This window comes from Amycolatopsis sp. lyj-90, assembly GCF_046549035.1.
Taxonomy (GTDB): Bacteria; Actinomycetota; Actinomycetes; order Mycobacteriales; family Pseudonocardiaceae; genus Amycolatopsis.
In genome coordinates this window covers 185,814-198,462 of the sequence record NZ_JAJPWP010000002.1, presented here as the reverse complement: position 1 = coordinate 198,462, position 12,649 = coordinate 185,814, and the positions used below count along the sequence as shown (strand labels likewise).

Genomic DNA, 12,649 nt, shown 5'->3' with positions numbered 1-12,649 from the left:
GCTCCGGGGAATCACCGGGCATGCCGGAAACACCTTCAGAACCCGACGACGCGACCGTCGACGCCGTCGGAAAGCTGGTCGCCGCGCTCGAAACGGTCGAGCAGGCGCGAGGACATCTGTACGCCTTCCATCACCTGACGGGCAGCGCCGACTTCGCCCTCGACGAGGCCGCCGAGGCACTCCGGGAGGCCGGGCATCCCGAGTGGGCCGAGCGGATCCGGACCGAGCTGATCGGGCTCAACGTGCTGCCGGAGCGGTGGACCTTCCAGCTGGTCGAGGAGTACGACGACGGCTACTACGCGGCCTTCCGCGAGATGACCGGGGACGTCACCGGTGACCTGACCGGCGGACGGCGGCATCTGCACGAAGAGCTGATCAAGCGGCGTCGGCGTACCGAGGGACGGCCGGGACACGAGATGGGGAAGCCGAGCACCTAGAAGATCGACCAGCCGGTCAGCGTGGTGAACCGGTCCAGCGCCGCGACGCCCGCGACCGAGTTGCCGCGCGCGTCCAGTCCGGGGCTCCACACGCAGACCGCGCACCGGCCGGGGACGATCGCGACGATGCCGCCGCCGACGCCGCTCTTGCCGGGAAGCCCGACGCGGTAGGCGAATTCGCCCGCCGCGTCATAGGTGCCGCAGGTCAGCATCACCGCGTTGACCCGCTTGGCCGCGCTCAGCCCGAGCAGCCTGGTGCCGTCGTTGCGGACGCCGTGGCGGGCGAGGAACACCGCCGAGCGCGCGACGTCACCACAGTTCATCGCGATCGAGCACTGGCGCACGTACTGGTCGAGGACCTCGGGTACCGGACGGAGCATGTTCCGGTAGGACGCCATGAAGTACGCGAGCGCGCGGTTGCGGTCGGCGTGCGCGGCCTCCGAGGCGGCGACCTCGTCGTCGATCCCGATGTCCGCGCGACCGCTTTCCTCACGGAGGAAGCGAAGCAGTGTTTCCGCCGCGTCGCCGTGGTGCGCCAGTTCGTCGGTCACCACCAGCGCGCCGGCGTTGATGAAAGGATTGCGGGGGATCCCGTCCTCGTTCTCCAGCTGCACCAGCGAGTTGAACGGGTTGCCGGACGGCTCGCGGCCCACCCGCGTCCACACGCCGTCGCCGTGGGAGAGCGCGAGCGCCAGCGTGAAGACCTTCGACATGCTCTGGATGGAGAACGGCGTCTCCCAGTCGCCGACCCCGTGCACCGCACCGTCCACTTCGGCCACCGCGATGCCGAACCGCCGGGGATCGACCCTGGCGAGGGCGGGGATGTAGTCCGCGACGGCGCCGCGGCCGATCTCGGGCGCGACGTCGTCCGCGATCCGGTCCAGCAACGCCGCGAGGTCCACGGCCGTAGCGTAGGAGGCCGCCTTCGCGCGCGAAGATCGGGGTTCGCGGGCGAATTTGTCAAATCGAAAAGGGAAATACCGGTAAAACCCCTAGAGTGACGTCCCGCACACCTTAAGTCTTCCTTAGCACTGTTGGTGACCTGCCGCACACGCTCTAGCGTCTGGCAACCATGGATTCCTCGCTGCTCACCGAAAAAGGTGAAAGCTACTCAAAAGCACTGGGCAACCGCCAAGTGCAGATGATCGCCATCGGCGGCGCGATCGGCGTCGGGCTGTTCCTCGGTGCCGGTGGCAAGCTCCAGCAGGTCGGGCCGTCGCTGGTCCTGTCGTACGCGCTCTGCGGCGTCGCCGCCTACTTCGTGATGCGCGCGCTCGGTGAGCTCGTGCTGCACGAGCCGACTTCCGGCAGCTTCGTCACCTATGCCCGCAAGTTCATCGGTCCGTGGGCGGGTTTCGCCTCCGGCTGGATGTACTGGGTGAACTGGGCGATGACCGGGATCGCGGAGATCACCGCGGTCGCGATCTACGTGCACAAGTGGCTGCCCGACGTGCCGCAGTGGATCACCGCCCTGGTCGCACTCGGCGTGCTGATCCTGGTGAACCTGCTCTCGGTGAAGCTGTTCGGCGAGCTGGAATTCTGGTTCTCGGTGGTCAAGGTGCTGGCCATCGTGGTATTCCTGGTCACCGCGATCGGGCTGGTGCTCACCAGCGCCGACATCGGCGGCACCACGGCGGGTGTGCACAACCTGACCGCCCACAACGGATTCTTCCCGGCGGGTATCGGCATCGCGCTGATGACGCTGCAGGCGGTCATCTTCGCGTACTCGGCGATCGAGGTCGTCGGCATCGCCGCGGGCGAGACCAAGGACGCCCGCAAGGTGCTGCCGAAGGCGATCAACGGGGTGGTCTGGCGGATCGGCGTGTTCTACGTGGGATCCGTGCTCATGCTGGCGATGCTGCTGCCGTGGCCGTTCTACAACGGCGGCGAGAGCCCGTTCGTCACGGTCTTCTCGCGGCTCGGGATCCCGGGCATCGGTGACGTGATGAACGCGGTCGTGCTCACCGCCGCGCTGTCGAGCTGCAACTCCGGCCTCTATTCGACCGGCCGCATCCTGCGGGCGCTGGCGGACAAGGGCGAGGCGCCGAAGTTCGTCGGCAAGATGAGCAGCCGTCACGTGCCTTACGGCGGGATCCTGTTCACCTCCGCCGCCTACGTGCTGGGCGTGGTGCTCAACTACCTGGTGCCGAAGGACGCTTTCGACATCGCGATCGCGATCGCCTCGCTCGGCGTGATCACGACCTGGGCGACGCTGATCTTCTGCCAGATGCGGATGCGCCAGGCTGCCCTGCGCGGGGAGCTGGAACGGCCGTCCTACCGGATGCCGTGGGCGCCTTACAGCGGCTGGGCGACGCTGGGCTTCCTCGCGCTGGTCGTGGTCCTGATGGGCTTCTCCGACGGTGCGGAGAAGATCGCGTTCTACTCGATCCCGGTGCTGGTCGTCGTGCTGGCGGTCGGCTGGCGGGTCGTCGGGAAACGGCAGCAGCAGGTGCGCTGACCCCCTCTCGCGATTCGTCCTCTAGTTGCGGTCCTTGCGTGTGCAACTACCGCGACTAGAGGACGAATCGCGGGGGTCAGCTGGAGGTCGGGAAGTGGAAACCGGCGGTGGAGTGCGGCCACCGCGTCGTGACGACCTTCGCCCGGGTGTAGAACCGGACGCCCGCCGGGCCGTGGATCGGGCTGTCCCCGATGAGGGAGTCCTTCCAGCCGCCGAAGGAGTAGTACGACATCGGCACCGGGATCGGCACGTTGACCCCGATCATCCCCACCTTGACCTCGCGCTGGAACCGCCGCGCGGCTTCACCGCTGCCGGTGAAGATGGCGGTGCCGTTGCCGTAGGGGTTCGCGTTGATCAGCGCGATCGCCTCCTCCACGCCGGCCACCCGGACGATCCCCAGCACCGGCCCGAAGATCTCGTCCTGATAGGCGGACATCTCCGCGGTCACGTTGTCCAAAAGGGACGGTCCGACGAAGAAACCGTCCGGATGGGTCTCGACCTGCAGCGCCCTGCCGTCGACGACCACGGTCGCGCCCTGCTCCGCGCCGCGGGTGACTGAGTCGATCACCCGCCGTCGCGCGGCCTCGGTGACCACCGGGCCCATGTCGTTGCCGTTCTCGTCGCCGGGGCCGACCTTGATCTCGGCCGCCTTGCGCTTGAGGATCTCGACCAGCCCGTCGCCCGCCGAACCGACGGCGACGCCGAGGGAGATCGCCATGCAGCGCTGACCGGCGGAACCGAACGCGGCGGCGGTGAGATGGTTCGCGGCGTATTCGAGGTCGGCGTCCGGCAGGACGACGGCGTGGTTCTTGGCCCCGCCCAAGGCCTGCACGCGTTTGCCGGTGGCCGTCGCGCGTTCGTGGACGTACTTGGCGATCGGGGTGGACCCGACGAACGACACGGCGGCGATACCCGGGTGTTCGAGGATCGCGTCGACCGCGACCTTGTCCCCGTTGACCACGTTGAACACGCCGTCGGGAAGACCCGCCTCGGCGTACAGTTCGGCGACCAGCCGGGACGCGGACGGGACCCGCTCGCTGGGCTTGAGCACGAAGGTGTTACCGGTCGCGATGGCGATCGGGTGCATCCACAGCGGGACCATGATCGGGAAGTTGAACGGCGTGATACCGGCGACGACCCCGAGCGGCTGCCGGAAGTCGTGCACGTCCACGTCCCGCGAGACCTGGTCGGAGAAGCCGCCCTTCAGCGCGTCGGCGATCCCGCAGGCGTACTCGACGATCTCGCGGCCGCGGACGATCTCGCCGCGCGCGTCGTCGATCACCTTGCCGTGTTCGGAGGAGATGATCCGGGCGAGTTCGTCCTCGTGCTTCACCAGCAGCTCGCGGAAGGCGAACATCACCTTGGTCCGCTGCGACAACGACGAATCACCCCACGACTCGAAAGCCTTGCCCGCGGCCGCCACCGCGGTGTCCACATCGGACGGTTCCGCGAGGAGCACTTCCGCCTGCGGGCGCCCCGCGGCAGGGTCGTAAACGAGAGCGGTGCGAGTGGAGCCCGCCGTGGTCGCGGTGCCGTTGATCCAGTGGTCGATGGTCTTCACTTGTCGTCCTCCACGGTGTTCACAGCAATCCGACGGCCGTGTCGACGGCCTTGGCGACGTCGCCGTCGTGCGGGTAGAGCAGGGACCGGCCGACCACGAGGCCCTGCACGGTCGGCAGCGCGAGCGCCCGCTGCCAGGCGGCGAACGCGGCGTCGGGATCCTTGACCTCGCCGCCCAGCAGGACGGCGGGCAACGTCGAGGCGGCCAGCACGCGCTCCATGTCCTGGACCACCGGCAGTTTCAGCCAGGTGTAGGCCGACGAGCGGCCGAGACCGGAGGCGATGGTGACCGAGCGGATCACGGCCTCGGGGGAGAGGTCGTTGCGGAGGCGGCCGTCGACCCAGTCGGCGAGGAACGGCTCGACCATCGCGATCAGTTTCCGGTCCGCGAGCTCGTTGATCGCCTTCGCGGTGTTCTCCAGGACGCTCGGCGTCGCCGGGTCGGTCAGGCAGATCCTGGTGAGCGTCTTGCCGCCGTCGAACCGCATCCGCTCGATCGCTTCGGCGTCGTAGCAGGCGAACCGGTCGTCGATCTCGAAACTCGACCCGGCGAGGCCGGTGCGGTTCATCGAGCCGATGACGGTCTTGCCCTCGAGGGCGCCGAGGAGCAACAGGTCGTCGATGATGTCCGGCGTCGCCAGCACCCCCGTGACACCGGGCCGCTCCAGCGCCAGGCCGAGGCGATCCAGCAGCTCGCCGCGGTCGGCCATCGCGAGCGGATCGGCGCCGACGCCGTTCGCGCCGCGCGCCGGATGGTCCGCGGCGATGATCATCGTGCGGCCCTTGTCGTTGAACGGCGATTTCGCCCGGACCCGGGTGGCCGCGGCCACCGCGATGGCCTCCGGATCGCGCACCCGTGCGGCGACTACCCGGCGTACTGTTTCGGACACCCGTTGTTCCTTCCGGCTCGCTTAGTCCTTCGACCATCGCAAGAGCCCGAAGACTTTGTCAAGACATATGGACATAAGGTCATATGTCTCGTCCGAGGTAAGCTCCGCGCATGAAGCCCTGGGCGCCCGGCGAGATCGTGGTGGATCCGAACGGCCCGGAGCCGTTGTACTCGCAGGTCGCCCGGCAGCTCGGCGCCGCGATCGAAGACGGCAGGTTGCCGAACGGAGCGAGGCTGGACAACGAGCTGGATCTGGCCGCGCGGCTGCACCTGTCACGGCCGACGATCCGCCAGGCGATCCAATCCCTGGTCAACCAGGGGTTGCTCGTCCGCAAACGTGGTGTCGGGACGCAGGTCGTCCGCACCAAGGTCGCCCGCCCGCTGCGGTTGAGCAGCCTCTTCGACGATCTCAGCGAACTCGGGGACAAGCCGGAGTCCGTCGTCCTGGTCAATCAGGTCGAGCCCGCCGGCGAAGAGGTGGCCGAGCGGCTCGAGACACCGGGCCTGACCCACGTCCGGCGGCTGAAGCGGGTGCGCTCGACCGGCGGCGAACCGCTGGCGATCATGAACAACTACCTGCCCGACGGCATCATCGACCCGGCCGACGACGAACTGCGGGACAAGGGGCTCTACCAGCTACTCCGGTCCGCGGGTGTCCGGCTGCACGCGGCCCAGCAGAACGTCGGCGCCCGGCAGGCGACCGAGGAGGACGCCGAGCTGCTGCACGAGAAGCCGGGGGCGGCGCTGCTCACCATGCGGCGTACCACCTACGACGACGCCGGCCGGGTCGTCGAACACGGGTGGCACGTCTACCGCGCCTCGCGCTACTCGTTCAACCTTTCACTGACCAACAACGTCTGACGGTTCGCGTTCCAGGTCGGACTCCAGCGCCGCGTACACCGACGGGCGGAACCTGCGCAGCCAGACGGCGAGCGCGAGCCCGGCCAGCGCGACGATCAGCAGCAGCCACGGCAGCAGCGGGACGACGCCGTTGCTGGATCCGGCGAGGGTCGGGAAATTGAGGATCGCCAGCGTCACGATGAGCCCGAGTCCCACCGCGCCCAGCCCGGGAGCGAGCAGCGTCTTCACGATCCGGCGGTCCCGTGTCCGGCGGAAATGGACCAGGATCGCCACCGCCGCGAACAGTTGCAGGGTGAGAATGCCGAGGGTGCCGAAGCCGGTCATGCTCGCGGTGAGGTCGGCGACCGGGTCGAGTCCGGCGAGCCGGAACGCCACCGCCACCAGCGAACCGAAGGCCAGTTGCACGATCGAGGCGTAGCGCGGCGCGCCGTTGCGCGGGTCGGTCTTGCCCAGCAGCCGCGGCAGCACGCCGACCCGCCCCAGCGCGTAGAGGTAACGCGTGGCCGAGTTGTGCAGCGCCAGCAACGCCGCGAACAGGCTGACCACCAGCAGCAGCAACATCACCTTGGTCAGAGTGTCACCGAGATACTCCTGGGCGACCGACTGCACCAGGTCGCCGGTCGAAAGGTGCGCGGCGGCCACGTCCTGCGCCTGCTCGGCGCCGATCGCGCTGACCACGGCCCAGGTCGTGAACGCGGCGAACACCCCGATGAACCCGATCGCGATGTAGGTCGCCCGCGGGATCGTCCGCTGGGGATTCTTGGCCTCCTCGCCGAACAACGCCGTCGCCTCGAACCCGATGAAAGCGTTGGCGGCGAACAACAACGCCAGTCCGCTCGCGCCCTGGAACATCACGGACGGGCTGAACGCGGCGAAGGAGAAGCCGTGCCGGAACAACACGCTGAAGTCCATGATCAGCAGGATCGACACTTCGAGGATCAGCGAGACTCCCAGCACCTTCGCGCTGACAGCGATTCCGCGCCGGCTGAGCAGCAGGACCAGCACGACCGAAAGCGCGCTCCAGAAGAGCCAGTCGAGCTTCAGCCCGAAGACGGTGTCGATCGCGGTGGAGGTGAAGAATCCGCTCGTGCCGATAGCGCCCGCCACGAAACAGTTGTAGCCGAGCATCGCGATGAAACCGGCGACGAGACCCGGCGTCCGGCCCAACCCCTTGACCACGAAGGCATAGAAGCCGCCCGCGCTGGTGAGGACCTTCGACATCTGCGCGTAGCCGACCGCGAACAACAGCAGGACGACCGTGGCCAGCAGGAACGCGGCGACCATCCCGCCGCCGTTCCCGACCGCGATGCCGATGGCCGCGATCACGACCATCCCGGTCAAGGGCGCGACCGCGGCGAGCACGAGGAAGACGATGCCTGGCACGCCCAGGACGTTCTTGGCGAGCGACGTGTCGTCTCGGCTCATTCGCTGCTCCTCTTGTTCGCTGGACGGCCAGTATGGGAGCGGACGGGGGTGCGGGCTTTGCCTTTGCGCGCTCGGCCCTTGTTCGCCAGTGCCCGGTCTCGGTGCTCGCCGGAGCGGTAGGTCTCGGGCCTCGTGAGTGATAAAGGTGGTTAGAACCGTCCTTACCACTCACGAGGCCGACTGTTTCCACAGCTTTTCTTTCGCCGTGTCACATAAACGTGTGATAGCACAGGTGTTCGAACGGCGGTAATGTCGATGTCGTGGCCAGCGATGACAGACCCCAGACGACGCGCGCCGAGTGGTGGCGTGTCGAGACCGCTGTGCTGCATGCCCGTAAACAGGAACTCGAAGTTCTGAAGCGGCAATTGGATGCTGAGCAGAACGCGATTCTCGCGGAAATCAATATCCGTGGGGTTCGTGGGTGTTCGGGTCATGCGACGTTGTCGGCGATGATTTTCGAGGACTTCCACGTCACTGCCAAGGAAGCCGATGCCCGCGCAGACCGCGTTCTCGCCTTACATGCTGGCGTAGCAGTGGGTGGTGATCGAGTACCGCCACTTGCGCCCCTGACCGCTGACGCCGCGGCGGAGGGTGCGGTCGGTGGTGCGCAGATCGACGCGATCATCCGCGCCCTGGCGCGGATCCCGTCTTTCGTCCCGGAAGAGGAGGTGCGGGGTGGGGAGAAGATTCTTGTGGATCTGGCCCGGCACGCCGGGCCTCGCACGATCGCCCAAGCCGGACGGAGACTCCTGGACAAGCTCGATCCGGACGGAAAAGAGCCTCGCGACGAGAACCCGAAGGACACTCGACCGGAGTTACGGTTCGTCAAGCACCGCAATGGCACCCTCGGCCTCAAAGGCACGCTGGATCTGGAGACCTACGCACGGTTGAAGTCCGACCTGGATCCGATGGCCAAACCGCACAAGGCCATCGACGGAGTCCGCGACTCGCGTACCCAGGACGAACGGTACGGGGATGCCTTCACCGACTATGTGCGGTTGAAGACCACGAGCCGGAACCTTCCCGGCCAGGCGGGCGAGGCCACCCACATCCTCGTCACCATGTCCTACGAAGACCTCATCCGGGACATCGGTGAAGCGCATTTGGATCTGGTCGGGCCGATCAGCGCCACCGACGCAAGGATCCTCGCCTGTGATGCCCGTGTCCGGCCCGGAGTCCTCGGCACCGCAGGGGAACCCCTCGACATCGGCCGCTCCAAACGCACCGTGTCACTGGCCCAGAAATACGCGCTCACCATCCGCGACGGCGGGTGCGCCTTCCCCGGCTGTGACATGCCCGTGCCCCGTTGCACGGCACACCACATCGTTTTCTGGCGACACCACGGCGAAACGAAGATCGACAACCTGGTTCTGTTGTGCACGAAGCACCACCGGTTGATCCACCACAGCGAATGGAAAGTCCAGATTGCCCAAGACGGCCTGCCGGAGTTCACCGCCCCTGCCTACCTCGACCCCACCGGAGAACCGAGGCGTAACACCATGCATCTCAGGACATAGGCCGACGCTGGAGTGCGATAGCCGAGGTCAGCCGATTCGCCGGTCAAGCGTCTCGGTGGACAGCTGAGGCCACGACTCGGTCCATCGCTTGAGCGTGCTCACCGTCAGTTGATCCGTCGCGCGCAAGTCTTGCCGCGGGCGGAAATGGACGGTCGTCCCGGTCGTGCCGTCCTCGGCGATCGGGGTCAGGTCGGTGACCGGGTTTCCGTGTTCGTAGCGCTGGGTCCAGGAGCCGTTGTGGCGCCGGTTGGTATGCACGAGCCACTCGCTCAGCGCCGCGACGACGGACATCCCCCGGCGCGGGTGGCCGTCGGGAAGCAGCTGGGCGTCGGGGAAGTCGAAGAACCGCAGATCCTTCGTCGCCATGATCGGCTTCCTCACGGTTCGTCCCTGATCGGTGACGTGAGTTTCGGTGCCTCGCCCGTTGTCCGCCACGGACACCGAACCGTCGGGGTGCAGGGTGAGGGTGCATCGTCCGCCGCCGTTGCTCTCGGCCTCCTCGGCCGCGTAGGCGAGGACCTCGAGGATCAGCTGTGCGACACCGCCTGGCGCGAATTCCGCCGGGTTCCGCCGAATCAGTGCCAGGTGCCCGGCATCCACGGAACTCGCCCACTCGTGGGTTGTGCTCTGCCGCGGAACTCCTGACGCGTTCATTCAGGAATTATCGCGGCTCAGGGAAGGAAGGCCAACGGTGCGGCCGCTCCAGAACCTCGATGGTCGCCTGGTCGACCAGGAAGTACTGCCCGCCGTCCTCCCGCGGGTTCGTATAGGCGGCCGTCGCGATCGACCGGCCGAAGTCGGCCATCACCGCGATGGGATAGCCGCCGTCGAAGATCTCGCCGTGCGCGGCCGTCGCGACGGTCCCGGTCTCGTACCAGGTGACGAAGTACTGCGCCGGCCCGGTTTCGAAGACGCGCAGCGTCGTCTCCTTCTGCCGGACGCCGGTGAAGTCGCCGGACACGCCGGTCCAGATCATCGTCGTCTTGTCCGCGTAGTGCTGCTCCAGAACGTTTCCCGAGCCGTAGTGGAAGTTCGCCCGCAGCCCGACGAGATCGTTGCTGAGCTGGTGGGTGCCGGTCACGGGGAAGAAGCGGACATCGAGTTCCACGGGCTGAACCTCCGGAAGGATCGCTGGTTCCGAAGGTTTAGCACCGCGGCCCGCGGGAATCGTTGTCCGGCGAGGCAATCCTGTTGTCGGTGAACGCGGGGCTCAGCCGAACATGCCGGGCTGGTAGTCGCCCGCCGGGGTCCCCGCGATGACGTTGAGCCGGTTGTAGGCGTTGATCGTGGCGACCAGGGAGATCAAGGCGCCGATCTGCTCGTCGTCGTAGTGCTTGCGCACCTGCGCCCAGGTGTCGTCGCTGACGCCGTGGTGCGCGTCGGAGATGCGGGTGCCCTCCTCGGTGAGCGCCAGCGCCGCGCGCTCCGCCTCGGTGAACACGTTCGCTTCCCGCCAGGCGGCGACCAGGTTGAGCCGCACCGAAGTCTCGCCGGCGTGCGCGGCGTCCTTGCTGTGCATGTCGGTGCAGAAGCCGCAGCCGTTGATCTGGCTGGCGCGCAGCTTCACCAGTTCCTGGGTCGCGTGCGGCAGCGAGGACTCCTCGATCGGGCGGCTCGCGGCGCCGAGACGCTTGACGAACTTGAGGGCGACCTCGTTCTCGAACAGGTTGATGCGCGGTTCCATGATCTTTCCTCTCCGTCGGTTTCTGCACACATGACGATCCGGCCGGAGAGGTTGTGACAGCTTTCGGCGTGACGCCGGTCACCCGTGCAGGACGTCCGCGAGGAGCTCCGCGCCGTCGACGACGCGGGGGCCCGGCCGGTTGAAGTAGGCCGGGCCGTCCAGGATGTGCGCGGCGGGGATCTCGTCCCAGCCGGGAAGGCCGGTCAGCAGGGGGAGCTCCGCCTCGGTCCGTTCCGGCGGGAAGCCGCAGGGGATGAGCAGCAGGATGTCGGGCCGTGCTCCGACGACGGCGTCCCAGGTGATCGGCCGGGTGTGTTCGCCCGCGTCCGCGAGCAGCGGGGTTCCGCCCGCCGCTTCGATCTGTTCGGGGACGCCCAGCACCTCGCCGAGTGTGGTCAAGCAGGTGAAGATGCCTTCCAGCGTTCGCGGTTCGAGGCTGACGACGCGGGTGTCGCCCTCCATGGCGCGCACGGTTTCGGAGACCTGCCGGTAGGAGATCGCGCAGACGTCGCAGAGGTCCTGGGTCAGCACGACGTCGGGTTCGGCGGCCGCCAGCAGCGCGGAGTCGAGGGAGTACAGGCCCGAGCCGCGATGCTCGCCGCCGACGGCCGCCGAGATCTCCCGGCTCGACAGCACGTCGTGGTCGATCGCGCTGCTCGTGACCACCGGGACGTCGTCGAGCGCGCCGGGCGGCCAGTCGCATTCGTGGGTCCGGCCGGTCAGTGACGGCAGCAGCCCGAGGGCCGCGACGAAGTCCGTCGCGGCGGGGAGCAACGAGACGATCCGCATCCGTCCACGGTAGGTGACCAGCGCATCCTGCACATCTGAGCGGGTCAAATGCGTGAAACTGCACTCTTGGAGCATTGACGTTGCACAAAACTGCACCTAACGTGACAGCTATTGCGCACAACTGGCACGGATGGGGAGTTCATGAGCGGGACCTTCATGGCGGCGGAGATCGCGAGCCAGCCCGGCTGCTGGCGGGACGCGGCGGCGCTGGCCTCGGCGAACAGTGATCTGCTGCCGCCGCCCGGCGCGCGGGTCGCGATCGTCGGCTGCGGCACGTCGTGGTTCATCGGCCAGGCGTACGCCGTCCTCCGCGAGTCCGCCGGGCTCGGCGAAACCGACGCCTTCGCCGCGTCGGAGTTCCCGGTGGGCCGCGGCTACGACCACGTGGTGGCGCTGACCCGGTCGGGTACGACCACCGAGGTCCACGCCCTGCTGGCGAAGCTGCGGGGCAAGACGCCGACCATCGCGATCACCGGGGTGCCCGGCGAGATCGAGAACGCCGCCGACACCATCGTCGACCTGTCTGTTGTGGACGAACGCTCGGTCGTGCAGACCCGCTTCGCCACCACGGCGCTGGCGATGCTGCGAGCGCACCTCGGCGAGGACCTGAACGCGGCCGCGGACCAGGCCGAACGTGTCCTCGCCGAACCGCTGCCCGACGAACTGATCACCGCGGAGCAGTTCAGCTTCCTCGGCACCGGCTGGTCGGTGGGCATCGCGAACGAGGCCGCGCTCAAGTTCCGCGAGGCATGTCTGCTGTGGACGGAGTCGTACCCTGCGTGGGACTACCGGCACGGGCCGATCAGCATCAGCGAACCCGGCCGCGTGACCTGGATGTTCGGGCAGGCGCCGGACGGCCTCGCCGACGACGTCGCCCGCGCGGGCGGCCTGTTCGTCGAGAGCGGCCTGGACCCGCTCGCCGACCTGGTCCGCGCGCAGCGGGTGGCCGGGGCCATCGCCGCCCGCAAGGGGCTCGACCCGGACAACCCCCGCAGCCTCACCCGTTCCGTCGTCCTGACCTGAGGCCGC

General features: G+C 67.9%; 13 protein-coding genes. 5 read left to right on the top strand and 8 right to left on the bottom strand.

The annotated features are described in order from the left end of the window. The first annotated feature begins 20 nt into the window (after window positions 1-20). Window positions 21-437 (top strand): hypothetical protein, encoded by a 417-nt coding sequence (locus tag ACLJPX_RS06705; RefSeq protein WP_410599242.1) that lies wholly within the window; start codon window positions 21-23, stop codon window positions 435-437. Here the strand turns inward: ACLJPX_RS06705 and ACLJPX_RS06700 are convergent. After that, entirely contained in the window at window positions 434-1,339 is a 906-nt protein-coding gene (locus ACLJPX_RS06700) for a glutaminase (RefSeq protein ID WP_410599241.1), read from the bottom strand. The two genes, ACLJPX_RS06705 and ACLJPX_RS06700, sit on opposite strands and share 4 nt — an antisense overlap. 170 nt (window positions 1,340-1,509) lie before the next feature. Here ACLJPX_RS06700 and ACLJPX_RS06695 point away from each other — a divergent pair, with 170 nt between their 5' ends. After that, complete coding sequence (locus ACLJPX_RS06695) at window positions 1,510-2,895, top strand: amino acid permease (protein WP_410599240.1); 1,386 nt, start codon at window positions 1,510-1,512, stop codon at window positions 2,893-2,895. A 76-nt stretch (window positions 2,896-2,971) separates the two neighbouring features. Here ACLJPX_RS06695 and ACLJPX_RS06690 read toward each other — a convergent pair whose 3' ends face one another. Beyond that, the gene (locus ACLJPX_RS06690) at window positions 2,972-4,456 is read right to left on the bottom strand and encodes a CoA-acylating methylmalonate-semialdehyde dehydrogenase (RefSeq protein WP_410599239.1); all 1,485 of its coding nucleotides are present in this window, start codon (window positions 4,454-4,456) and stop codon (window positions 2,972-2,974) included. 19 nt (window positions 4,457-4,475) lie between these two features. Then, window positions 4,476-5,345, bottom strand: coding sequence for an aldolase (locus ACLJPX_RS06685; protein ID WP_410599238.1), 870 nt, complete (start codon window positions 5,343-5,345; stop codon window positions 4,476-4,478). A gap of 110 nt (window positions 5,346-5,455) precedes the next feature. Between ACLJPX_RS06685 and ACLJPX_RS06680 the strand changes: the two genes are divergently transcribed. Then, window positions 5,456-6,205 (top strand): GntR family transcriptional regulator, encoded by a 750-nt coding sequence (locus ACLJPX_RS06680; RefSeq protein WP_410599237.1) that lies wholly within the window; start codon window positions 5,456-5,458, stop codon window positions 6,203-6,205. Here ACLJPX_RS06680 and ACLJPX_RS06675 read toward each other — a convergent pair. Beyond that, on the bottom strand, window positions 6,185-7,630 hold the full coding sequence (locus tag ACLJPX_RS06675) for an APC family permease (RefSeq protein WP_410599236.1): 1,446 nt from the start codon (window positions 7,628-7,630) through the stop codon (window positions 6,185-6,187). The genes ACLJPX_RS06680 and ACLJPX_RS06675 overlap by 21 nt on opposite strands. Before the next feature lie 260 nt (window positions 7,631-7,890). On the opposite strand from ACLJPX_RS06675, the gene ACLJPX_RS06670 reads away from it, so the two are divergent. After that, the gene (locus ACLJPX_RS06670; RefSeq protein ID WP_410599235.1) at window positions 7,891-9,147 is read left to right on the top strand and encodes a DUF222 domain-containing protein; all 1,257 of its coding nucleotides are present in this window, start codon (window positions 7,891-7,893) and stop codon (window positions 9,145-9,147) included. A gap of 27 nt (window positions 9,148-9,174) precedes the next feature. Here the strand turns inward: ACLJPX_RS06670 and ACLJPX_RS06665 are convergent, their stop codons facing one another. The 4 genes from ACLJPX_RS06665 to ACLJPX_RS06650 form a co-directional block, all read right to left on the bottom strand. Then, window positions 9,175-9,801 carry an ATP-binding protein gene (locus tag ACLJPX_RS06665; protein WP_410599234.1) on the bottom strand — a complete coding sequence of 209 codons (627 nt, stop codon included), beginning with the start codon at window positions 9,799-9,801 and terminating at the stop codon, window positions 9,175-9,177. Window positions 9,802-9,808: 7 nt separating this feature from the next. Continuing rightward, a complete protein-coding gene (locus ACLJPX_RS06660; protein WP_101608860.1) occupies window positions 9,809-10,255 on the bottom strand; it encodes a MoaF C-terminal domain-containing protein in 447 nt (148 codons plus the stop codon). A 102-nt stretch (window positions 10,256-10,357) separates the two neighbouring features. Further along, window positions 10,358-10,831, bottom strand: coding sequence for a carboxymuconolactone decarboxylase family protein (locus tag ACLJPX_RS06655; protein WP_410599233.1), 474 nt, complete (start codon window positions 10,829-10,831; stop codon window positions 10,358-10,360). Between the two features lie 78 nt (window positions 10,832-10,909). Beyond that, the gene (locus ACLJPX_RS06650) at window positions 10,910-11,620 is read right to left on the bottom strand and encodes a cobalamin-binding protein (protein WP_410599232.1); all 711 of its coding nucleotides are present in this window, start codon (window positions 11,618-11,620) and stop codon (window positions 10,910-10,912) included. Window positions 11,621-11,761: 141 nt separating this feature from the next. Between ACLJPX_RS06650 and ACLJPX_RS06645 the strand changes: the two genes are divergently transcribed. Continuing rightward, window positions 11,762-12,643 (top strand): SIS domain-containing protein, encoded by an 882-nt coding sequence (locus ACLJPX_RS06645; RefSeq protein WP_101608858.1) that lies wholly within the window; start codon window positions 11,762-11,764, stop codon window positions 12,641-12,643. The last annotated feature ends 6 nt before the right edge of the window (window positions 12,644-12,649 follow it).

Excerpts from the sequence above, each read along its gene's own strand:
- ACLJPX_RS06705 (WP_410599242.1), top strand. The coding sequence starts at position 21 with ATGCCGGAAACACCTTCAGAACCCGACGACGCGACCGTCGACGCCGTC.
- ACLJPX_RS06695 (WP_410599240.1), top strand. The coding sequence starts at position 1,510 with ATGGATTCCTCGCTGCTCACCGAAAAAGGTGAAAGCTACTCAAAAGCA.
- ACLJPX_RS06680 (WP_410599237.1), top strand. The coding sequence starts at position 5,456 with ATGAAGCCCTGGGCGCCCGGCGAGATCGTGGTGGATCCGAACGGCCCG.
- ACLJPX_RS06675 (WP_410599236.1), bottom strand. The coding sequence starts at position 7,630 with ATGAGCCGAGACGACACGTCGCTCGCCAAGAACGTCCTGGGCGTGCCA.
- ACLJPX_RS06665 (WP_410599234.1), bottom strand. The coding sequence starts at position 9,801 with ATGAACGCGTCAGGAGTTCCGCGGCAGAGCACAACCCACGAGTGGGCG.
- ACLJPX_RS06655 (WP_410599233.1), bottom strand. The coding sequence starts at position 10,831 with ATGGAACCGCGCATCAACCTGTTCGAGAACGAGGTCGCCCTCAAGTTC.
- ACLJPX_RS06650 (WP_410599232.1), bottom strand. The coding sequence starts at position 11,620 with ATGCGGATCGTCTCGTTGCTCCCCGCCGCGACGGACTTCGTCGCGGCC.
- ACLJPX_RS06645 (WP_101608858.1), top strand. The coding sequence starts at position 11,762 with ATGAGCGGGACCTTCATGGCGGCGGAGATCGCGAGCCAGCCCGGCTGC.